The sequence below is a fragment of the Rhizobium leguminosarum bv. viciae genome, assembly GCF_012276115.1.
Classification (GTDB): domain Bacteria; phylum Pseudomonadota; class Alphaproteobacteria; order Rhizobiales; family Rhizobiaceae; genus Rhizobium; species Rhizobium leguminosarum_T.
Genome location: NZ_WIEU01000024.1, coordinates 16,741 through 38,798 on the forward strand (window position 1 = coordinate 16,741; position 22,058 = coordinate 38,798).

Annotated in this window: 20 protein-coding genes; 9 read left to right on the forward strand and 11 right to left on the reverse strand. The window is 61.5% G+C overall.

The window, feature by feature from the left end:
- The first annotated feature begins 1 nt into the window (after nt 1).
- The 3 genes from GFM02_RS29145 to GFM02_RS29155 are packed head-to-tail and all read left to right on the forward strand — an operon-like array spanning nt 2 to nt 3,343.
- Entirely contained in the window at nt 2-802 is an 801-nt protein-coding gene (locus GFM02_RS29145; RefSeq protein ID WP_168323562.1) for an ABC transporter permease, read from the forward strand.
- A complete protein-coding gene (locus GFM02_RS29150; protein ID WP_168323563.1) occupies nt 799-1,878 on the forward strand; it encodes an ABC transporter ATP-binding protein in 1,080 nt (359 codons plus the stop codon). Before GFM02_RS29145 ends, GFM02_RS29150 begins: the two co-directional genes overlap by 4 nt.
- 10 nt (nt 1,879-1,888) lie before the next feature.
- The gene (locus tag GFM02_RS29155; protein WP_168323564.1) at nt 1,889-3,343 is read left to right on the forward strand and encodes an NAD-dependent succinate-semialdehyde dehydrogenase; all 1,455 of its coding nucleotides are present in this window, start codon (nt 1,889-1,891) and stop codon (nt 3,341-3,343) included.
- 57 nt (nt 3,344-3,400) lie between these two features.
- On the opposite strand, the gene GFM02_RS29160 is transcribed toward GFM02_RS29155, so the two are convergent.
- From GFM02_RS29160 to GFM02_RS29180, 5 genes are all read right to left on the reverse strand, one after another.
- Nucleotides 3,401-3,757: a RidA family protein gene (locus GFM02_RS29160; RefSeq protein ID WP_168304018.1), complete on the reverse strand. Its 357-nt coding sequence runs from the start codon at nt 3,755-3,757 to the stop codon at nt 3,401-3,403.
- A 15-nt stretch (nt 3,758-3,772) separates the two neighbouring features.
- Nucleotides 3,773-4,594: an ABC transporter permease gene (locus GFM02_RS29165; RefSeq protein ID WP_164049027.1), complete on the reverse strand. Its 822-nt coding sequence runs from the start codon at nt 4,592-4,594 to the stop codon at nt 3,773-3,775.
- Entirely contained in the window at nt 4,594-5,850 is a 1,257-nt protein-coding gene (locus tag GFM02_RS29170; protein ID WP_168304019.1) for an ABC transporter permease, read from the reverse strand. Before GFM02_RS29170 ends, GFM02_RS29165 begins: the two co-directional genes overlap by 1 nt.
- Nucleotides 5,851-5,918: 68 nt before the next feature.
- Nucleotides 5,919-6,968 carry an ABC transporter substrate-binding protein gene (locus GFM02_RS29175; protein WP_168304020.1) on the reverse strand — a complete coding sequence of 350 codons (1,050 nt, stop codon included), beginning with the start codon at nt 6,966-6,968 and terminating at the stop codon, nt 5,919-5,921.
- Between the two features lie 48 nt (nt 6,969-7,016).
- Nucleotides 7,017-8,099 carry an ABC transporter ATP-binding protein gene (locus GFM02_RS29180; RefSeq protein ID WP_168304021.1) on the reverse strand — a complete coding sequence of 361 codons (1,083 nt, stop codon included), beginning with the start codon at nt 8,097-8,099 and terminating at the stop codon, nt 7,017-7,019.
- 231 nt (nt 8,100-8,330) lie between these two features.
- On the opposite strand from GFM02_RS29180, the gene GFM02_RS29185 reads away from it, so the two are divergent.
- The 4 genes from GFM02_RS29185 to GFM02_RS29200 all read left to right on the forward strand — a co-directional run bounded on the left by GFM02_RS29185 (nt 8,331) and on the right by GFM02_RS29200 (nt 11,787).
- Nucleotides 8,331-9,728 carry a PLP-dependent aminotransferase family protein gene (locus GFM02_RS29185; protein ID WP_168304022.1) on the forward strand — a complete coding sequence of 466 codons (1,398 nt, stop codon included), beginning with the start codon at nt 8,331-8,333 and terminating at the stop codon, nt 9,726-9,728.
- 3 nt (nt 9,729-9,731) lie between these two features.
- On the forward strand, nt 9,732-11,024 hold the full coding sequence (locus GFM02_RS29190; protein WP_168304023.1) for an NAD(P)/FAD-dependent oxidoreductase: 1,293 nt from the start codon (nt 9,732-9,734) through the stop codon (nt 11,022-11,024).
- Between the two features lie 116 nt (nt 11,025-11,140).
- Nucleotides 11,141-11,392: an AbrB/MazE/SpoVT family DNA-binding domain-containing protein gene (locus tag GFM02_RS29195; protein ID WP_003538685.1), complete on the forward strand. Its 252-nt coding sequence runs from the start codon at nt 11,141-11,143 to the stop codon at nt 11,390-11,392.
- On the forward strand, nt 11,389-11,787 hold the full coding sequence (locus GFM02_RS29200; RefSeq protein ID WP_168256815.1) for a type II toxin-antitoxin system VapC family toxin: 399 nt from the start codon (nt 11,389-11,391) through the stop codon (nt 11,785-11,787). Before GFM02_RS29195 ends, GFM02_RS29200 begins: the two co-directional genes overlap by 4 nt.
- A 119-nt stretch (nt 11,788-11,906) precedes the next feature.
- On the opposite strand, the gene GFM02_RS29205 is transcribed toward GFM02_RS29200, so the two are convergent.
- The 5 genes from GFM02_RS29205 to GFM02_RS29225 all read right to left on the reverse strand — a co-directional run bounded on the left by GFM02_RS29205 (nt 11,907) and on the right by GFM02_RS29225 (nt 18,300).
- Nucleotides 11,907-12,884 (reverse strand): ABC transporter ATP-binding protein, encoded by a 978-nt coding sequence (locus GFM02_RS29205; protein ID WP_168269531.1) that lies wholly within the window; start codon nt 12,882-12,884, stop codon nt 11,907-11,909.
- Nucleotides 12,885-12,888: 4 nt separating this feature from the next.
- The gene (locus tag GFM02_RS29210) at nt 12,889-13,716 is read right to left on the reverse strand and encodes a carbohydrate ABC transporter permease (RefSeq protein WP_168323565.1); all 828 of its coding nucleotides are present in this window, start codon (nt 13,714-13,716) and stop codon (nt 12,889-12,891) included.
- A complete protein-coding gene (locus tag GFM02_RS29215) occupies nt 13,713-14,591 on the reverse strand; it encodes a carbohydrate ABC transporter permease (RefSeq protein ID WP_168269527.1) in 879 nt (292 codons plus the stop codon). Before GFM02_RS29215 ends, GFM02_RS29210 begins: the two co-directional genes overlap by 4 nt.
- A 66-nt stretch (nt 14,592-14,657) precedes the next feature.
- Nucleotides 14,658-15,941, reverse strand: a complete 1,284-nt coding sequence (locus GFM02_RS29220) for an ABC transporter substrate-binding protein (protein WP_168323566.1) — start codon at nt 15,939-15,941, stop codon at nt 14,658-14,660.
- A gap of 37 nt (nt 15,942-15,978) precedes the next feature.
- A complete protein-coding gene (locus GFM02_RS29225; protein WP_168323567.1) occupies nt 15,979-18,300 on the reverse strand; it encodes an alpha-L-rhamnosidase in 2,322 nt (773 codons plus the stop codon).
- 140 nt (nt 18,301-18,440) lie between these two features.
- On the opposite strand from GFM02_RS29225, the gene GFM02_RS29230 reads away from it, so the two are divergent.
- A complete protein-coding gene (locus tag GFM02_RS29230; protein ID WP_168323568.1) occupies nt 18,441-19,499 on the forward strand; it encodes a LacI family DNA-binding transcriptional regulator in 1,059 nt (352 codons plus the stop codon).
- A gap of 35 nt (nt 19,500-19,534) precedes the next feature.
- On the opposite strand, the gene GFM02_RS29235 is transcribed toward GFM02_RS29230, so the two are convergent.
- Entirely contained in the window at nt 19,535-20,551 is a 1,017-nt protein-coding gene (locus GFM02_RS29235) for a LacI family DNA-binding transcriptional regulator (protein ID WP_168323569.1), read from the reverse strand.
- Nucleotides 20,552-20,730: 179 nt separating this feature from the next.
- Between GFM02_RS29235 and GFM02_RS29240 the strand changes: the two genes are divergently transcribed.
- Nucleotides 20,731-21,978: an ABC transporter substrate-binding protein gene (locus GFM02_RS29240; RefSeq protein WP_168323570.1), complete on the forward strand. Its 1,248-nt coding sequence runs from the start codon at nt 20,731-20,733 to the stop codon at nt 21,976-21,978.
- Nucleotides 21,979-22,058: the final 80 nt, after the last annotated feature.

The window sequence follows — 22,058 nt, forward strand, 5'->3', positions numbered from 1 at the left end:
CATGTTGCTCAATTTCGACCGGCTCGGCTGGTGGAAATATATCCTGCTGGCGGTCACGCTTCTGGCGGCGGCCTTTCTGCTGCTGCCGATTGTCTTTATCGCGGCGCTCTCCTTCGGCTCTTCGCAGTGGCTGATCTTTCCACCGCCCGGCTGGACGTTTCAGTGGTACAGCGAGCTCTTTGCCGATCCGCGCTGGCTGGAATCGGCCTGGACGAGCTTCAAGATCGCGGTCATCGTAACGATCCTGTCGGTGCTGCTCGGGCTCGTAACCTCCTTCGGGCTGGTGCGCGGTTCGTTCCTGTTCCGCGATGCGCTGAAAGCGCTGTTCGTGACGCCAATGATCCTGCCCGTCGTGGTCCTTGCGGTTGCCCTTTACGCCTTCTTCCTGAGGATCGGCCTCGGCGGCACCTTGGCTGGCTTCGTCATTTCGCACCTCGTTCTCGCACTGCCCTTCTCGATCCTGTCCATCTCAAGTGCGCTGGAGGGCTTCGACAAGTCGATCGAGGATGCGGCGGTTCTTTGTGGCGCTTCGCCTCTGGAAGCAAAGATCAGGGTCACCCTGCCGGCGATCAGCCACGGGCTGTTTTCGGCGGCCGTCTTCTCGTTCCTGACATCCTGGGATGAGGTGGTGGTGGCGATCTTCATGTCCAGCCCGACCCTGCAGACGCTGCCCGTAAAAGTATGGGCGACGCTGCGGCAGGACCTGACGCCCGTTGTCGCTGCGGCGTCGACCCTTCTCATCCTTTTGACGATCATCTTGATGGCGCTGGTTGCCGTCGTGCGTAAGGTACTGAAACAATGAAAGAACCATTCCTTCAGATCCGCGGAATACGCAAGGAATACGGCCCGGTGGTCGCCGTCCACGACGTCAATCTCGACGTTCGGCGCGGGGAGTTCCTGACCTTTCTCGGACCGTCCGGATCCGGCAAGAGCACGACGCTCTACATCCTGGCCGGTTTTGAAACGCCGACGAAAGGCGACATTACGCTGGAAGGCAAGACCCTGCTCGCCACGCCGTCGCACAAGCGCAACATCGGCATGGTGTTCCAGCGCTACACCCTGTTTCCGCATTTGACGGTGGGTGAGAATATCGCATTTCCGCTGAAGGTCAGGCGCAAATCCAAGGCCGAGGTCGACAGCAAGGTGAAGGAGATGCTGCGCCTCGTCAGGCTCGAAGGCTTCGAGGATCGAAAGCCTGCGCAAATGTCCGGCGGTCAGCAGCAACGCGTCGCCCTTGCCAGAGCCCTTGCCTATGATCCGCCGGTACTTCTGATGGACGAGCCGCTGTCGGCGCTCGACAAGAAGCTGCGTGAGGAAATCCAGCATGAGATACGCCGGATCCACCAGCAGACCGAAGTGACGATCCTCTATGTCACGCACGACCAGGAGGAGGCGCTGCGGCTCTCCAACCGCATCGCCGTCTTTTCCAAGGGCGTCATCGACCAGATCGGGACAGGCCCGGAACTCTACGCCAATCCGCGGACCCGCTTCGTGGCCGAATTCATCGGCGACAGCGACTTCATTTCATGCGACCTGCTGTCATCCTCCGATGGGCAGGCCACCATCTCGCTTGGCGGCGGGAGCGTCTTCAATCATATTCCGGTGCATGGAAAAGGAACCTCCGGGACGAGGGCAGCCCTGATGCTGAGGCCGGAGCGCATTCGGTTGTCGCGAAACCAGGCGGCCGGAGCGGGTCTTGCCGCAACGGTCAGCGACATTACCTTCCTCGGTAACAATATTCACGTCTCGACCGAGACGGCGACGGGCGAGGCACTGGCGGTTCGCCTGCCGTTTGGTCACGAGGCTATCGCGGGGCTCAGCCGTGGCGATATAGTCCATCTGAATTTCGATCCCGGTGCCGCTCACGTATTCTGTTGAAAGTTGTCATATGAAGCTCAATGATCCCTCGCTGTTCCGTCAGGCATGCCCCATCGCCGATCGCTGGATCGAAGCGGAAGGCCGCAAGGCGGCGACGGTCCGCAATCCGGCGACAGGCGAGCCGCTGGGGGTGGTGCCTGACCTCGGCGCCGCGGAAACGGAAGATGCCATCCGCGCCGCGGTTATCGCCCAGAAGCTTTGGGCGAAGAAGACCGCCGGGGAGCGCGCCGCCGTTCTCAAGAAATGGCACCGGCTGATGATCGAAAATCGCGACGATCTGGCGATGATCCTGACGCTGGAGCAGGGAAAACCCCTGGCCGAGGCCAAAGGGGAGATCACCTATGGTGCGAGCTTCATCGAATGGTTCGCCGAGGAGGCGAGACGCATCAACGGCGAGGTCGTACCAGGACATCAGCCGGACAAGCGGATCCTCGTCCTTCGCCAGCCGGCAGGCGTAGTGGCGGCGATCACGCCCTGGAACTTTCCGAACGCGATGATCACCCGCAAGATTGGCCCCGCGCTTGCCGCCGGCTGTGCCGTCGTTCTCAAGCCGGCGCTGCAGACGCCATTCTCCGCCATTGCGATCGCCGTTCTCGGTGAGCGCGCCGGCCTGCCGCCGGGGCTTCTCAACATCGTCACGGGTGACGCAGCGGCAATTGGCGGGGTGCTGACGGCAAGCCGTGACGTTCGGGTCCTGACATTCACGGGCTCCACCCGGACGGGCGAGCTGCTTTACCGACAATGCGCGCCGACGATCAAAAAGCTCGGCCTCGAACTTGGCGGCAATGCACCCTTCATCGTGTTCGACGATGCCGATCTCGACGCTGCCGTCGAAGGCGCGCTCATCGCCAAGTTCCGCAACAACGGTCAGACCTGCGTCTGCGCCAATCGCCTTTATGTCCAGGACGGCGTCTATGAGGCGTTTGCCGCCAAGCTCGCCGCGGCCGTTTCGGGCTTGAAGGTCGGCAACGGTCTCGACCGTGACGTCGTGCTTGGCCCGCTGATCGACGATAATGCTGTCGCCAAGGTCGAAAGCCATATCAGCGATGCCGTTTCAAAGGGTGCCGGGATCGTCTTAGGCGGCAAACGCCACGCGCTCGGCGGCCATTTCTTCGAGCCGACGATCCTGCGCGATGTTGCTGCCGGCATGCAGGTGGCGCGTGAGGAAACTTTCGGGCCGCTTGCACCGCTTTTCCGCTTCCGCGACGAAGAGGACGTCATCGAACAGGCAAACGACACCGAGTTCGGGCTCGCTTCGTATTTTTACGCCCGCGATCTGTCGCGGGTATTTCGCGTCGCCGAAGCGCTCGAATATGGGATGGTCGGCGTCAATACCGGTCTCGTCTCGACGGCCGAGGCTCCGTTCGGCGGCGTGAAGATGTCGGGTCTCGGTCGCGAAGGATCCAGGCATGGCTTGGACGAATATACCGAACTTAAATATGTGTGCCTGGGCGGTATTGCCTAACCTTGGTCGATGCTTGCGGTTTATCCGCACCGGCGAAATGACGTCCGGCGCCGACCGTCAGTTCCCGACCGCTGCGATGATGCCGATCTCGACGGCGAATTCCGGTCCGGCGAGCCTTGCCTCGACCGTGGCGCGCGCCGGCGCATGACCCGAAGGCACCCAGGCGTCCCAGACGGCATTCATGTCTTCGAAGCTGGAGATATCGGCAAGCCAGATCGTCGTGCTGACGATCCGTGTCGGATTGCTGCCCACGCTTTCCAGAAGCCGCGTGATCCGCGCCAGGATGTTGGTCGTCTGTTCGCGCACGGACGCGCCCGGCGCGTCGATTGCGACCTGGCCTGCGAGGAACACGAAGCCGCCATAGGTCACGCCCTGGCTCATCCGTTTTCCGGTTTCGTAGCGTTCGATCTGCATGCTCAACTCCCTGAATTAATCCCTATGCGCAATCTTCTGGCGTTCGGCGCGGCGCTGCAGCCATTGGATCGTGGCGAGAAACAGCGTCGAAAACAGGATGAGGAGCGTGGCGACGGCGGCGATCGTCGGACTCAGCGTTTCGCGCACGCCGCTCCACATCTGGCGCGGCAGCGTGCGTTCTTCGGAACCGGCGATGAAAAGCGCAATCACCACTTCGTCGAACGAGGTCACGAAGGCAAAGAGCGCGCCGGACGCCACCCCCGGCGCGATGATCGGCAGCATGATGCGCAAGGTCGCTTCGACCGGGGCTGCGCCGAGACTGGATGCCGCCCGCATCAGATTGTGATCGAAGCTTGCCAGCGTGGCGGTCACGGTGATCACCACGAAGGGGGCGCCGATCGCCGTATGCGCCAACACTAGCCCGGTCAGGCTGTTGAGCAGCCCGACGGCCGCGAAGGCATAATAGATGCCGACCGCCGAAACGATGACCGGCACGATCATCGGCGAAATCAGAATGGCGGTCAGCGTTGCACGTGCCGGGCAGGAGGGCCGGCTGAGGCCGATCGCGGCGAGCGTGCCGAGAAAGGTCGATAGAAGCGTGGCGAAGACGGCGACGATGATGCTGTTCTTGAGCGCCAGCTGCCAGACGTTGGAATCGAAGAATTCGCGATACCACCGCAGCGACAGGCCGGGCATGGGATAGGTGAAGAACGGCTCGGCATTGAAGGAGAGTGGCACGATCGCCACGATCGGTGCGATCAGGAACAGGATCACCAGGCCGCCAGCCAGCCACAAGAGGATCGAAAACAACCGCGGGAAAGAAAGGAAGTTCGTCATCAGCCTATCCTCAGCCGGTCGATGCCGACAATGCGATTGTAGACGGCATAGAGGATCAACACCGCCGCCAGCAGGATCGTGCTCAAAGCCGCCGCCATGCCCCAGTTCGTGACCTGATTTGAGTAATAGGCGATGAAATAGCTCACCATCTGGTCTCCCGGCCCGCCGACCAGGGCCGGGGTGATGTAGTAGCCAAGCGCCAGAATGAAGACGAGCAACCCGCCGGCACTGACACCAGGCATGCTCATCGGCAGGTATATGCGGAAGAAGGCCGACATCGGCGGCGCGCCAAGCGACGAGGCGGCACGCAGATAGACCGGAGGTATGCTCTTCATGACGCTGTAGATCGGCAGCACCATAAAGGGCAGGAGAATATGAGTCATGGCGATCAGCACGCCGACGCGATTGTAGATCAGGTCGAGGGGATGCGCTGGGTCGATCAGGCCCAACCAAATGAGCGCCGAGTTGATCACGCCGCGTCCCTGCAGCAAGACGACCCAGGCGCTGGTGCGGACCAGAAGCGAGGTCCAGAACGGCAGGAGCACCAGGATCATCAGCGTATTGGCGACCGCTCCTTTCGATCGGGCGATCAGGGCGGCAAGGGGATAGCCGAGAAACAGGCAGATCACGGTCACCGAAGCGCTGACGACGAATGTGCGGATCAGGACATCGACATGGACCGCATTCTCCGCCGAGACCCTGCCGATGGCGCCCGAAGCACCGCGCTCCAGGTCGAGCGAGGCGAGCAGGTAATAATCGGTGAAGGGCGGCGACGCATTCTTGATGAGCGTCCAGTAGTGCGGGGTCTCCCATTTGGGATCGATGGCGACGAAGGCAGTCTTATAGGGCGGCTCCGCATTGCGGATCGTACGAGCGGTTTTCAACAGCATCGAGCGCATGCCGGTCTCGTAATAGTTGAGACGCTTGGCCACTTCGGCAATCTGGTCGCGCGGCGATTGTTTCAGATCGGTGGCAAAGGCAGCAAACAGCGTTTCGTCGGGCGCAGACTGCTCATCCCAGGCTGATAGAGCCGACATCGTGTAGGGCAGGGCGGCGGAAGCCGCCCTGTTGTCGACCGCGCGTGTCAACAACAGGGCAATGGGCAGGACGAAGACGAGCAGCAGGAAGATCAACAGAGGCGCGATCAGCAGCAGCGCTCTCAGCTGCGCCTTGCTTTTCGCACTGCCGAGCCTTTTCGCCCGCGTGCGAGCGGCAATCCTTGCCTCATCGCCATCATTCATTGTCGCGATCGCCATCGCTCTGCCTTCCTGAGGGAGAAAAAGGGGCGGACGAGGTCAGGGGGACACCCGCCCGCCCGACGAGGTTACTGTGCGAGCCACTTGCTGAAGCGTTCAGTCAACTCCTCATCATGATCGGCCCAGAACTCGGAAGAGACGACAAAGGCGTTCTTCGTATTTTCAGGCGCTGTCGGCAGATCGACGAGAATATCCGGCGGAACCTTTGCGATGGCCGCTTTCAGGGTCGGGCCATAGGAGATATATTTGGACTGCTGCGCCATCACGTCGGGATTGACGGTGAAGGCGACGAATTTGTCCGCCAGTTCCTTGTTCTTCGAGCCTTTCGGCTCGGCCCAGAGATTGAAGTCCATTCCCTGGCCGTCCCAGACGATCTTGAAGTTCTTGCCGCTGTTCTTGACGGCATCGTAGATGCGGCCGTTCCATGCCGTCGTCATCACCACTTCGCCGTCGGCGAGAAGCTGCGGCGGCTGCGCGCCCGCCGTCCACCAGACCTTCACATCCTTCTTGATCGTGTCGAGCTTCTTGAAGGCGCGGTCGACGCCCTCCGACGTGCCGAGCACATCGTAAACCTCGGCGGGTTTGACGCCGTCGGCAATCAAGGCGAATTCCAACGTGGTCTTTGGAGACTTGCGCAAGGCGCGCGGTCCGGGGAACTTGGCCGTGTCGAACAGATCGGCCATGGTCGTTGGCCCGCCATTCGGGAACTTGGCGGCATCATAAGCATAGATGGTGCCGAAGACGATCGTCGCGACGGCGCAATCCATCGCAGCGCCGTCGATGAAGGCGTCCTTGCCGCCGAGCTTCGAGTAGTCGATCGTTTCGAGCCAGCCCTCGTCGCAGCCTTGCAACGCATGGCTGGGTTCGACATCGACGACATCCCAGGTCACTTGGCCTGTTTCGACCATGCCCTTCAGCTTGGCCGTGGAGCCGTCCCATTCGTCCTGGAGGATCTTGGCGCCGGCTTCCTTGGCGAACGGCTTGAAAAAGGCCTCCTCCTGGCTCTTCGTATAGGCGCCACCCCAGGATGTGACGGTCAGCGTATCCTCGGCAAATGCGGCTCCTGCGATGGCAAGAGTGATGACGGAACTGAGAAGCATGTAGTTTAAACGCATCATGGTGGTTCCCCTTTTTGTAGCTGCGTTTGCGAAAGAATGAATGTCCGGTCAGGAGAGCGCGAGCACGCGGCAATCCTCCGGCGTCCAGCCGATGAAAGTATTCGCGCCTGGCGCATGAACCGGAATGTCCTGGCCGGCTGCCACTTTGATGAAGACGTCGTCGCAGCCACAGGCTGAGACGCGCAACCTGACATGGTCGCCGTGATAGATGATTTCCTTGAGCGTCGCGGTGAACCGGTTGGGAACCTCGGCTGCGGGCGCCAGCTGAATCCGCTCCGGCCGCAACACCAGCGTTGCCCGCGCGCCTTCCTTCAACCCCTCTCCGGCATGGCCGGTGATGATCGAACCATCGGGGGCGCGAATCCGGCAGACGGCATTTTCGATCGCGACGACTTCGCCCGATATCGCATTGTTTTCGCCGATGAAGGTTGCGACGAAGGGGTTTGCCGGCGTCTCGTAGAGCGCATGCGGCGGTGCGATCTGCTGCAGGATGCCGTCATTGAACACGCCGACCCGATCCGACATGGTCAGAGCCTCGCTCTGGTCGTGGGTGACGTAGACGACGTTGATGCCGAGGCGGGCATGCAGGTGCTTGATCTCGAGCTGCATATGTTCGCGAAGCTGCTTGTCGAGCGCACCGAGCGGCTCGTCCATCAGCACGAGCTGCGGCTCGAAGACCAGAGCCCGGGCGAGCGCGATGCGCTGCTGTTGTCCGCCGGAAAGCTGGTTGGGTCGACGCGTTTCGAAGCTCGCCATTCGCACCATGTCGAGCGCGCGGCGCACCCGCTCGGTGATCTCCGCCTTGCCGAGCCGGCGCATTTTCAGCGGGAAGGCGACGTTCTCGCCGACGGTCATATGCGGGAAAAGTGCGTAATTCTGGAAGACCACACCGATATTGCGGCGATGCGGCGGAACGCTGTCGATCCTGTTGTCGGCAAGGGTGATCGTCCCGTCGGTCGGCGCCTCGAAGCCGGCCAGCATCATCAGCGTCGTGGTCTTGCCGGATCCGGACGGACCGAGAAGGGTCAGAAATTCCCCTTTGGCGATGTCGAGGTCCAGGCCGCGCACGACATAGCTGACGCCGTCATAGGATTTACGCACGCCTTCGAAAGCAATGAAGCGCTCGCTCATGAATACCTCCTCGGCGGGTCCCTGCCTCTTTGTCTCGATGCTGGGTCATATTGTCTCGGTCTTCTTCGGCTTGTCAAGTCACACAAACAATTTTGTGTGGTGACGGGAGCAGGGTCTCGAAAACATCAGAAAAGCGTGCTATGTCGCACGAAAGCAAGCTGAATCGCAGCGCCACGGCGATTGATGCGCGCGTTCGGCTTATGGGATTTATGCCGCTGTTACAGGAATTGTATGTCTGAAAGATCGGAAGTGACCCGGACAAATCAGGAGAGGGAAACGCGGATACCGGCCTATCTGGAGCTCGCAAACGAGCTCGAGGCGAGGATCCGCTCGGGGGCCTTGCCCCCCGGCAGCCAGCTTCCGCCGCAGCGTGACCTCGCGCGGGAGCGGTCGCTCAACGTCTCCACAGTCACGCGCGCCTACCGCGAATTGCAGAACCTCAATCTTGTGATGGGCAGCACCCGGCGCGGCACGATCGTCATGGGCGACGGCGCCATGCCGCGGGTCGACCGGGCGGCGAGCCCGGCCGGTATCATCGATCTGACGGTCAACCGGCCGGCCGTCGACGATTTCCAGCAGCGCTTGGCGCAATCTTTGCCTGACCTGTCGTCCGACCGGCGCTTTCGCCAGATGCAGGAATACCAGCCGCCGGAAGGGCCGGCCTGGGCACGCCACGCGGCGAGAAAATGGATATCGCTCAACGGTTTCGACCCGTCCGAAGACGATATCGTAGTCACCAGCGGCGCCCAGCACGCTTTGCTGGCGGTGATCAGCAGCCTGATAGAGCCCGGCGACACCATCGTCTGCGATCGACTGACCTATTACGGCCTGATCGCGCTTGCCCAAATGTTCCGCTTCCGCATTATCGGCATTGGAAGTGACGATCAGGGCATGTCGGCGGCGGAGCTCGACGATATCTGCCGCCAGGAGACCGTGCGCGCCGTCTTCACGGTTCCCTCGATGCACAATCCGACCGTCGTCACCATGAGCGAGGCTCGCCGGCGCGAACTGGTCGATGTTGCGGAAAAGCACGATCTCGTCATCATAGAGGATGATGTCTATGGACCGATGCTCGGGACCCGGGCAAGCGCCTTGATCACGCTTGCGCCGAGCAGAACCTACCATATATCAGCGCTCTCCAAGGCGCTGGCGCCGGGTCTGCGCGTCGGCTATCTCTCCTGCCCGCCCGGCCGGGCGCTGCTGTCTGCCGAGGCGGTTCGCACGACCGCCTGGATGCCCTCTCCGCTGCCGCTGCTGCTTGCGACCCGCTGGCTGGAGGACGGCACGGCCGAAGCGATCCTGAAGGCTCAGCTTGCGGAGCTGCGCGCACGCCACGCGATCGTCACGACGATCCTTGCCGGCCATTCCTTCTCCGCCGATCCGCGCTGCATGTTTTTATGGCTGAGGTTGCCGGCGCCATGGCGATGCGAGGATTTTGCCGCCAATCTGCGCGCCCATGGCGTTGCCGTCATGGCTGCCACCGCCTTTGCCTGTGACCGTCAGCCGGTCGAGCATGCCGTTCGCGTCAATGTCGGCTGCGCATCGTCGCGTGATGAACTTGCAACGGCGCTACGCATCATTGCCGCCACGCTGAACGATCGTCCCCGCGCTCTGGCCGGCCTGGTCTAGGCGATGAACAAGTCGCTGCCGGAGCTTCAGCCCTTGCCCGACGCCGAGCGCCAGCATGTGGCTGTGGTCGGTGCCGGATTGGTCGGCCTCTGCACGGCCCTTTGGCTGCAAAGAATGGGGCACCGGGTCACGATTATCGATCCGGCGCCGCCCTTGGGCGATGCATCCTACCGGCAGGCCTGCTCCTATGGGAATGCCTGCACCTTTGCGCCGCACGGCGTCGTTCCCGTCGCGACGCCGGGCGTCATCTGGCTTGTGCCGGGCATGCTGCTCAATCCGCTCGGTCCGCTGGCGATCGTCTGGAGATACCTGCCGCAACTGGTACCGTGGCTGCGCGCCTTCCTGGCATCGAGCGGGAAATCCGAGGTCGAGCGGATCGCCGGCACACTGGCGGTGCTGCTTTCCCACGCCGATGCCGCTTGGCGACCGCTTGTCACGCAGGCAGGCGCCGAGCGGCTGAAACGGCATGACGGCTGCCTGTATCTCTATAAGAGCGAAGCGCAATTCCGGGCGGCTGACGCCGAGAACGCGCTGCGTGAGCGTCATGGCGTCGCCATGGACCGGCTGAACCGCGCCGATATCCAGAACATGGAGCCTAATCTTGCGCCGCTCTACCACAAGGGCGTGCTGTTCCGTGACGCTTATGTCTTTTCCAGCCCCAGGCAACTCGCCTTCGCGCTTGCGGAGGCTGTTATAAACGGCGGAGGGGAAATCGTCCGCGGCGAAGTCTCGGCGATCGAGCCGCGCGACAACGGCATCGGCCTGCGGATCGCGGACAAGCAAATCCTTGCGGACCATGCGGTCGTGGCCGCCGGCGCCCATTCGCGCAAACTGACGGCATCGATCGGCGATCTCGTCCTGCTCGACACCGAGCGCGGTTATCACGTCCTGTTCCCGCAAGCGGGCCATCTGCTGTCGCGCCCGGTCTGCTATCCCGAACACGGTTTCTACATGGTGCCGATGGCAGATGGATTGCGTGCGGCCGGAACTGTCGAACTCGGCGGACTTGCCGCTCCGTTGAACCCCAAGCGGACCGCGATGATCCGTGACGGCGTGAAAATGCTCCTGCCGGCGGCCGGACAGGGCAGCGACGAGTGGCTGGGTTTTCGCCCGTCCATGCCGGATTCACTTCCGGTGATCGGTAGCTCCCGGCACTTGCCTCGTGTCACCTATGCCTTCGGCCACGGCCATCTCGGTCTGACGCTGTCGGCTCTGACCGGCTATCTGGTTTCCCAACTGGTCGCAGGACAGCGCCCGGCTGTCGATCTGGCGCCCCTGCGTCCCGACCGGTTTTGAGAAGGCGGCTCTTATCGGCACTCTTTCGTCGGTTGGAGCGAGCCGCCTACCAATGAGCCTTGAATGTAAGGAAAAATTCCATTACTTTTCTATCGGTTTACGATGGGAGATTTGGCATGGCTTCCCTTGCCGTCACAATGAAAGGGCAAATCACGCTGAGACGGGATTTGCTGACGCACCTTGGGGTCAAACCGGGGGAGCGGATCGAATTCGACAAGCTGCCTGGGGGCGAGCTGCGGGTAAAGGCTGCTCGTCCGACGGGGACAATCGACGACTTTATCGGTCGGCATGCCGGCAAGATGAAGAAGCCCTTGACCATCGAAGAGATGAACGAAATCGCGGCTTCCGGCTGGGCCGGCGAGGAATGAAGGTTTCAGTCGATACCAACATTCTTGCTCGAGCCGTCCTGCAGGACGATGCCGAGCAGGGCAGGGCAGCGGCAAAGCTCCTCAAGGAAGCATCGCTGATCGCGGTTTCCCTGCCGAGCTTATGTGAACTGGTCTGGATACTGCGTCGAGCAGCCAGGCTATCAAAGGAAGATGTTTCACAGACGATCCACGACCTGCTCAACGCGGGGAATGTGGCGATGAACCGTCCTGCGGTCGAAGCAGGACTGGCCATGCTGGAGGCGGGTGGCGATTTCGCAGATGGCGTGATTGCCCATGAAGGAGCATGGCTTGGCGGCGAGAGCTTCGTATCTTTCGACAAGCAGGCGGTCGAACTGATAATCCGCCAAGGCCAGCCCGCGCGTCTTCTCGCCTGAAATTCCGCAGGCTCATAAGCGGGTAGGAAGGAAAGCAGCGCTTTTCGTCTGGTGCCGATCAGGTCGATGCTGAGCGGTTGCAAGCGTTTCAACGCTGAGACGACCGGCGAGCATTGACTTCAGAACCGATGTTCCGCTCCTTCGACCGGATTTGCCCAGACCGTCATACCAGGCGCAAACGGCGTCTCGCCTTCGGCGCGCACCACCATCTCGCCGAGTTCGGGGACGTCGAGGTAGAGGATTGCGTCGGCGCCAAGCCGCTCGAGATGCCGGATCCTGCCCTGCCATTGCCCGGCACCGTCCGAAAGCCGGATATGCTCAGGGCGGATGCCATAGGTCGTGCAGTTCAATCGCCGTGCCGTCTCGCCGCCATAGAGGTTCATCTTCGGGCTGCCGATAAAGCCGGCGACGAATGGTGTCGCGGGCTTGCGGTAGAGTTCCATCGGGCTGCCGATCTGCTCGACCGCGCCTCCATTCAGGACGACGATCTTGTCCGCCATCGTCATCGCTTCGACCTGGTCGTGGGTGACATAGATCATCGTCGACTTCAGGCGGGCGTGCAGATCGGCGATCTCGAGGCGCATCTGGGCTCTGAGCGAAGCGTCGAGATTGGAGAGCGGCTCGTCGAACAGGAAAACTTTGGGGTCGCGAACGATCGCCCGGCCGATGGCGACGCGCTGCCTCTGGCCGCCGGAGAGTGCTTTCGGTTTTCTCTGCAAGAGATGGGTGAGCTGCAATGTTTCGGCGGCCGCCGCCACCTTGGCGGCGATCTCAGCCTTCGGGCGGCGGGCGAGCGAAAGCCCGAAGCCGATATTCTCCGCCACGGTCATGTGCGGGTAGAGCGCGTAGCTCTGGAATACCATGGCAATGCCGCGCTCGGAGGGTTCGGCATAGGTCACATCCTTGCCGCCGATGGTCAGCGCGCCTGACGTCGTTTCCTCCAGGCCGGCGATGATGCGCAGCAGTGTCGACTTTCCGCATCCAGATGGGCCGACGAAAACGACGAACTCGCCGGAGGCGACCTCCAGATCGATCCCCTTGATGACTTCGAGGGCGCCAAAGCTCTTGCGAACCTGTTTGAGAGTGAGCTCAGCCATTCTGCTACCCTTTGACTGCGCCGGCCGTCATGCCCGCGACGATCTGACGGTTGAAGAAGATGAAGACGATCAGCGGCGGGATCGTCACGAGGAGGATGTTCATGAAGAGGAGATTGTACTGGCTCGTGTACATGCTCTGGAAGTTATAGAGCGTCAGCTGCACGGTCACGTTCTCCTTGCCGGGAAGATAGTAGAGCGGGTTGGTGAAATCGTTGAAGATCGCAATCGACTGGACGACGATGTTGGTGACGGTCACCGGCTTCAGCAGCGGCAGGATCACCCTGAAGAAGATCTGCCGGGGCTTGGCGCCGTCGATCAGCGCCGCCTCGTCGAGATCGCGCGGTATGGTCGAGATGAACGACCGGTAGAGCAAGGTCGAGAAGGAGAGATTATAGGCAACCTGGATCAGGATCATCCCGGTCATGGTCTTGAAGAGACCGATCTCCTGCAGGAGGCCGATGGTGGGCACGACGGCCGGCGGCATCATCAGGCCCATGAACAGGGCAACGGAGGCCACCCTGTTCCAGACGGTCCTGCGACGCTGCATCACATAGCCGACCATCGCCGACAGCAGGATCAGGATCGTGACGGAGGCGACGGTGATCAGGGTGGAGTTGAAATAGGCGAGCACGAGCTGGTAGTCGCGCGCCTTGAAAACGGCCACCAGATTATCCCAGAACAGCCACTGCGAGGGCAATTCGAAATCGAGGCGGGACGCTTCGGATTTCGATTTGACCGCCTGCAGGGCGACGAAAATGAACGGCATCACGAAGATGACGGCCGCGACGGCAAGGGCTATCGCGCCGGTCACGTAAGGGCGGATGCTTCTCATTCTTCGACCCCACGCCGGTTGAGCCAAAGGGTGAGTGGCAGGATGATCACGGCAATCAGCGCAAACAGGATGACGTTTCCGGCGGTCGACAGACCGTAGAAGCCCGCCTGATACTGTTTGTAGATGACCGAGGCGACCACATCCGAGGAGAAACCGGGCCCGCCGCGGGTCATCGCCCATATCAGATCAAAGGATCGAAGCCCGCCGATCAACGACAAGGTCACCACGGTGATGGTGGCGGGACGCACGAGCGGCAGGGTGATGCGGGAAAATTGCTGGAGACGTGTGGCCCCGTCAATTCTCGCCGCCTCGTAATAATCGGGGCTGATCGCAGCAAGACCGGCGATGAAGATCAAGGTGGCGAGGCCGACACCCTTCCAGAGATCGACGAGGGCCACGGAAAAAAGCGCGAGTGCCGGATTGGTCAGCCATCCCGGCCCGGGAATGCCGAGCGTTTCGAGCGTGACATTGATGATGCCCCTGGTCGGATGCATCATCACCGTGAAGGTGATGCCGATGCCGATCGTCGAGACCAGGACGGGAAAGAAGACCAGTGTGCGCAGGAAGCCGCGGGCGAAAATATTGCTGGTCAGCAGCACGGCGAGCAGCAACCCGCAGACCGTCTTCAGGCCGGATGTCGTCACGGCATAGATCAACGTGTTGACCAGTCCCTTGACCAGGAAGGGTTCGGAAAAGAACTGCTGAAAGTTTTCAAGCCCGATGAATTCGGCGGTCGAAAGATCCCAGCGTGTGAGGCTGAACCAGAGAGAGGATACGGTGGGAACCAGAAACAGCACGCAGTAGATGATTGCGGCCGGAACGAAAAACCACAGCGGGTAGGGCGATTTGCGCGAGCGGGGGCGTGTCTCGGTCATGACTACCTCTTCGATCGGGTGGAGCCTCGCCCCTTTAGGAGCGAGGTCAACTAGCCCGATAGACCGCTACCAGTTGGGCAGGCCGAGTTGCTTGGCCTGTTTGCGCACGTCGTCGTCATAAAGTTTTGCCGCGTCGGCAGGCTGGCGAATACCGGAGCCGACTTCGACGGTGATCTGCTCGAGAGCCGGCCCCTTGACCGGCGAAACAAATTCCAGCGCCGGGGTCGTCTTGTCCTTGGCCTCGAAATAGGGGAGCATGTCCTCTATCGCAGGCGGCACGTCGGCCGGCAGGTCGCAGCCGTCGATCAGGGAAGGCCCCTGAACGGCATTGGTTTCCACCATGATCTTGCAGGCCTCGACGCTTCCTGCGAAATCCACGAATTTCTTCGCTTCCTCTGCGTGCTGACTGGTAAGGGGAATGTAGAGGGCGGGCGGCATCCAGACCGTCAGGCCATTCGTCGCCGCGTCGTCGCTCGGCTGCGCGAAGAAACCGACATCTGCGAGGTTCTCGGGATAATTCTGCTTGAGCGCGCCGATTGCGAAGCTCAGCATTGGATAATGCGCTGCCTCGCCCGTTGCCACCATTCTCAAGCCATCGTCATAGCTTGCCGCGCCGAAATCCTCGTTCATCAGGCCAGCGTCGTGAACGTCCTTCAGCCGTTCGAAGCCTTTCATGGCCGCCGGCGTCTCGGCGTATTTCGCCTTGTTGGCAGTGTAGTCGGCAGCGAAGTTCGGCACGGCGGCATGGAGGTTGTAATAGTCCGCCAGAACGAATAACTGCGAGGTCCAGGTATCGCGATAGGTCTGCGCCACGGCGACCTTGCCTGATGCCTTGACCTTTGCGTTGTTCGCCATGAAGTCCGCCCATGTCTTCGGGACTGACAGGCCGAGGTCCTGGTAGATTTTCCTGTTGTAGAGGATGCCGCCCGCCATCGCCGTGCCGAAGGGAACACCGTAGAGCTTGCCGTCGGCGCGGACGACCGACTTGAAGCCTTCGTCCACCTTCGCCTGGGACGCAAGACCGCTCAGATCGACAAGCGTCTGCGCGGGTTTCAGCGCCTGGAGCAGCGAGCCGGAATTATAGAGAAACACATCGGACATCTCGCCCGTCGCCAGGCGCGTCTTGATGATGTTGTCACCCTCGCCACCTCCTGCCCGCGGCTCGATTTCGATCGTCACGTCAGGCGCCTTTGTCTGATAGGCGGCAACAAGTGCCTCGGCCGCCGCGACGGTGTCCGGGTTGTTGTCGATCAGGAATGACAGCGTGGTGTCTGCATGCGACGGGCCGGCCGCGGCCAGTGCCAAAAGCGCGGACGCGCCCGCAAGAATGAACTTTATCCGATGTGTCATGACGTTCCTCCTCTGAACGGTGTGACCTGTATGCTCCTCAAGAATTGGGTAGAGAAAAGACCAGTCGGTGCGTTCCCGGGGGAAGGACGGTTTCTTCGATGACCGGCTCTCCGTTGAGCGACGGGTTTTGATGGCGTTTTCCGGGCCGGAAACGGCCGATGCAGCCTTCCGGAAGGGTTAGCACATAGGTGACCTTGTTGCCGTCGCACTGCCAGCCGGCCTCGATGCGTCCCTGGCTGATGTCATGATGCGCCGAAACCGGCGAAAGAGACGGAATCGGCGCCGGGTCGACAATGACCTCGGCAAATCCGGGTGCGCTCGGGTTCGGTGAAATTCCGGCGACGCTTTCGAACAGCCACTGGCAGACCGCGCCATAGGCATAGTGGTTGTAGCTGTTCATATCAGGTTCGTAGATGGTGCCGTCAGGCGCCATGGAATCCCAGCGCTCCCAGATCGTCGTCGCCCCCTTCGACACCTGGTAGAGCCAGCCCGGCACATCCTCCTGCAGGAAGACTTTTTCGGCCAGATCGTCCATGCCGAGCTTCGTCAGCGCCGGCAGCAGGGCCGGCGTGCCGATGAAGCCAGTGCCAATCTTGTAGTCGGCATCGATGATCACCTGCCGGAAATGCTGCTGTGCGGCTTGCCTGTGCTCCTCCGGTATCAGGTCGTGAAGGAAGGCCAACGCATAGGACGTCTGGTCATTGTGCGCGAGCCGTCCCGCCGGCGTAACGAACTCATTGGCGAATGTCAGCCGGATCTCGTTTGCGCGCTGTTTCATCTTCTCTTCAAGGACGTGCTCACCGAGAGTGGCTGCGATCCTTGCCAGAAGGTCGGTCGAGATGAAGTGGTAGAGCGTCGCCGCGCAGTCGTCGGCGATCGTCGGACGAGGCTTTCGATTGTCGCCGACCGGCTGCAGCCAGTCGCCGAAGGTGAAGCCGCGGGCGCCCCAATGCGAGGGCGGACGCACGAGCGGACCATCCGAGATCGACCAGACGAAATCGACCCAGCGCACCATGGAATCCAGGCACTCCGCCAGAACGGCCCGGTCGCCGTAATGAGCGTAGAGTACCCAGGGGATGACGACGATCGCGTCGCCCCAGCCGGTCGAGCCGGCATAACCCGGGAAATTGGCCGGATGTAAGCGCGTCGGATCCGGCGAAAAATGTGAGACGGCGCCGTCCTCGCGCTGATCGGCCATCACATCGCGTAGATATTTCCTGAGGAACGACTGGCTGTCGCTCAGCCAGCACGCCGTCGCGGCAAACACCTGGGCATCCCCCGTCCAGCCGAGGCGTTCGTCGCGCTGCGGGCAATCGGTCGGCACTTCGACGAAATTGGCGCGTTGGGACCAGATGGTATTCTCGACGAGGCGATTGACCAGCGCATTGCCCGAGGTGAAACCGCCGGCAGGCTCGGGCACAGATGAGATCGGGATGGATGCGATTGCGAGGATCTTCGCATCGCCCTTGATCGTCACCCTGGCATAGCGGAAGCCGTGGAAGGTGAAATGCGGCGCGTAGGTCTCGTCGCCGTCTCCCCGCAGCGTGTAGACGGTGTGCGCGGCGGCCGTGCGATAGTTGCGATTGTCGAAATGACGGTCGGGACCGAGAACTTCCGAATGCTCCACCCGGACTTCGGCGCCAGCAGCGCCTCGGACGGTATATCTAACATAGCCGCCGGCATTCTGGCCGAAGTCATAGACCGTCCTGCCGCCATCGTCAGTCCAGCTTTCGACTGGAGCAAGCGGCTGCAACTCCCGCACCGCCGCAGTTTCATGCTCGACGAGCAGTGCCCTGTCGAACGGCAATCTCTCGGTGCCGTGGGTCTCGGCATAGTTTTCCTCGCGGGCATCATAGACTTCGCCAAAGTAGATCCCCGACTGCAGGATCGGCAGAACACCGCTTCGCCATGTCGCGTCGGTGGAAAGAACGGTGCCATCAGCTCCGATCAGATCCGCAATGGCGCCGATCCTGTCGCCCCAGCAGTTCGGGATCGCCTTGGCGCCCCACATCAAGGGCGATCGGTACCATCCGTCGGCAAGCCAGATTTCAACGCGGTTCGGCCCCGGCTTGAGCAGGGTCGAGACGTCGTATCGCTGATAGGCAATGCGATCGTCGTAGTTCGTCCAGCCTGGTGTCAAGAGGTCGCTGCCGACACGAACGCCGTTGATGAAGCAGCGATAGAGGCCAAGTGCGGAGATAAAGAGCTCGACGGGAAGCTTGGCGCCATCATGTTCGAAAGTCTTGGAGACGAAGCTTGCGGCCGTTCCCTGGCCGCCATCCGATAGTGGCGCGATCATATCCCCGGACCAGGCGCGCGAAACGAGGTTGCCGCTGATGGCTGCCGGCTGAAAGTTCATCAAGTCCTCCCGACGAGTTGTAGAACGTTCTCCATATAACGTTCTACATTTTCTTCGGAAGCGCAATAGAATTTTCGTTGCCAGTCTGCCATGGTGATTCTGCGGGCGATGTTGACGACCCGCAGCAAGCCAGAGAGTTCATGTCAATCGAAGACAAACAAAAGCCGCAACGAAACGGTCGCGTGACGATCCGGACCGTGGCAGCTCACGCGGGCGTATCGGTCGCAGCGGTTTCCAAGGTGATGCGAAACGCCTATGGCGTCAGTGATGCGCTGCGCGCAAGGGTGACCGATGCCATCGAGACACTCGCCTATCGCCCTTCGCGGGCAGCTAGAGGGCTGCGTGGCCGGAGTTTTACCATCGGCGTGCTCCTGATCGATATCCGCAATCCCTTCCTTCCGGAGGTGATTGCCGGCGTGAACGAGGTGCTTGGGCCTTCGCACTACCAGGCGATGATCGGCGTCAGCGATGCGCGCGTGCAGCTGGAGACGTCGTTGATCGAGTCGATGATCGACTACAAGATGGACGGCCTTATCCTCGTTGCGCCGCGGTTGCCCTCGGACATCCTGGCAAAATTCGCGGTCCAGATACCGATCGTCGCGGTCGGTTACCACGATGCCAGCGCCACGGCCTTCGACACCGTCAATGCCGACGATCAGCGCGGGGCGGAGATCGCCGTGGAAGCGCTTCTTGCCTGCGGCTATCGCGACATCGAAATGCTGAGCCTTGGCGAGCGCCAGGGGCACGCGGTCTCCGTCGTCCGCCAGCGCGAGATCGGGTTTCGCCGGGCGATGCAGCGTGGCGGGCTCGGCTCCTCGCCAGCGATCAGCAAAATTCCGATTGCTTCGCCAAAGCGGGAAGAGGCGATGCGAAAGTTCCTATCGAGGAAGGACAGGCCGCGCGCCGTGTTCTGCTGGAGCGATCTCGACGCGATCACCCTTCTGAGCCTGGCTATGGAGATGGGTGTGCGCGTGCCCGAAGATCTCGCCGTCATCGGATACGACAATTCGTCGACCGCAGCACTCGGCCTCGTCAATCTCGCAAGCATCGATCAATCGGGCAGGGAGCTTGGCCAGATCGCAACCCGAGCCCTCATTTCCAGAATAGAAGGCCGCACCGCTTCCGAGCATATTTTCCAGATACCGTCACTGGTCAGCCGCAACAGCCTGACCCGTTCCGGCAATTCCACGGACAGATAATAGCGACGACGGGCCGGTGTTGCTTGCCGTCGCTTTCAGTCGGATTGAAGGGGGCTGCCGCAAGACTGCCGCACGACCAGGCGACACGGCAATCTGGTGATGCCGGCAGGGACCGGTTCACCCTTGGAGAGGCTGAGGATTGCCAGGCCGGCGCGATGGCCGAGTTCCTTCAATTCCATGTCGATGGTGGTCAGCGGCGGGCGCGTCTGACGCGCCACGACTTCCCAATTGTCGAAACCGACGACGGCGACATCCGCCGGGATTTCCACATTCAGGTCGCGCAGCGCGTCGATGACGCCGCGGGCGATTTCATCGCTGCCGCAGAAGATGGCGTCGGGCTTTGGGCCGGACCGGGCGAAGACCGTCTGGACGGCTTCGTGACCCCATTCCTCCGACCACTCGCCGAACATCGCTTCGGCACCGTCGCCGCAGGCGTCGAGATAGGATTGGGCGCGGATGCGAGCGGCCAGGTAATCCCGCGGGCCGGTGATGTGCAGGATCCGCGACCGGCCCAGTTCCTTGAGATGGTCGACGGCGAGGCGGGCGCCCTGTTCGTCGTCGGGAAAGAAGGTGACGCTGTCGGCTGGCCCCTCGGCAAAGACGTAGACGACGGGTATCGGCAGGCGGGACAGCTGGACCGGCGGCTCGAGGTCGAGGCGGGTCGCGGTGAATATGATGCCGTCGACCTGCCTGTCGAGCAGCGCCTCCAGGTGCAGCTGGGCGAGCCTCGGATCATTGTTCGTCGCGCAGAGGAAGACGGACACGCCGTGATCGACGAGCACTTCCGACACCCCGGCCGCCATCGGCAGCGTCAGTCTGCCATAGGTGTCGTTGGTCAGCATGCCGATCGCATGGCTTCGCTTGCTTAGCAACCCACGGGCGAGCGCATTGGGCCGAAACCCAATCTCTTCTGCCACGCGCCGGACCCGTTCGCGGGTCTCCGCATTCGTTCGGCCGGTGCCGTTCAGCGCGTTCGACGCCGTCGAAATGCTGACGCCCGCAGCCTTTGCCACGTCGTAGATCGTCCGTCTCCGATCACCAGTATTCTTCAAACCACGCCTCGTCTTCAATTCTTGCTAAAAGCTTTTAGCAGAAAAAAGCATGCTGTTAAAAGGTTTTATCAATCGCACACCAGATTTATGCACACAGACTGTCGACACCAAAAAAATTCTGATCTAACGTCCGTTTCGTCCGAAGGCCTGAGGCCTGAACGAGAAAAAGGGGAACAAGCATGCTTCGACTGAAAACAACGATCACTGCTCTTGCGCTGCTGGCAAGCTCTTCTCTCGCCAGCGCCGAAGAAATCACCCTATGGGTGCGCACGTCCTCCGGCGCCGTCCTTCAGGGGCTGGCCGACAAATACAACGCATCGCACTCCGACAAGGTCAACGTTACCCAGATCACGGCAGAGCAGATGGTGCCGAAGCTGGGTGCGGCGATTGCCGGCAGCGCGGCTCCTGACGGTGCGGTGCTCGACCTGATCTACCTCCCGACCTTTGCCGCCGCGGATGGTCTTGAGGATATCTCCGACTTCGTGAAGGGCTTGCCTTATTCCTCCGCCATGAGCCCGTCGCACATCCGCCTTGCCACCTATGACGGCAAGATCTACGGCGTGCCGGCCCTGCCGGATGCCTCGATCATCGCCTATAACACCGATCTGTTCACCAAGGCCGGCCTCGACCCCAACAAGGCGCCGGCATCGATGGGGGAGATCGCCGCCGATGCCAAGAAGATCGCCGCGCTCGGCAACGAGACCTACGGCTTCTATTTCGTGGCGAATTCGGGAAGCTGGCTGATCTACGACTTCCTGCCGCATCTCTGGGCCGCCAATGCCGACGTGCTGAGCGATGACGGCCGCAGTGCTACCGTCGATACGCCGGCGCTGCGCGAGACCATCGCTGCCTATCGCGATATGTGGAAGGCCGGTGCGATCCATCCGACCTCGCGTTCCGGCAACGGCAACAATGCCGTCGAGGCCTTCGCCTCGGGCAAGGTCGGCATCCTGATGACCGGCTCCTACATCGTCAATCTGCTGACCAGCAAATATCCCGACGTGAAATTCGCCGTTGCACCGATCCCCGGACCGAAGGGCGGTGAATCGAGCTTTGCCGGCGGCGATACGCTTTCCCTGATAAAGGGCATCAGCGACGAGAAGAAGAAAGTCGCGCTCGATTTCGTCAATTTCTACATGCAACCCGAGCAGCAGGTCTATATCACCCAGGAATCGGGGATGCCCTCGCGCACCGACCTCGCAGCGGAAGCCTATGCAAAGTTCGACCCGCGCAATCTCGTCGCCTACAATATCCTCTCCAAGGCGCGCACGCCCTACACATTTTCGTCGGACGAACTCTTCGTCAGCCGCACCGGACCCTTCCTCAATCTGATCCAGGGCACGATCTTCGGTGACGATGTCGACGGAACGATCGCCAAGACGCAGGCCGACTTCACCCGCATCCTCGAACGCACCAATCCGAACTGAGTCCGACGGGGCTTCGGCAGGGTATCTGTAGATACCCTGCCGTTCCCTTCACGTCCCGACATTCAAACGGAAGGAGGAGT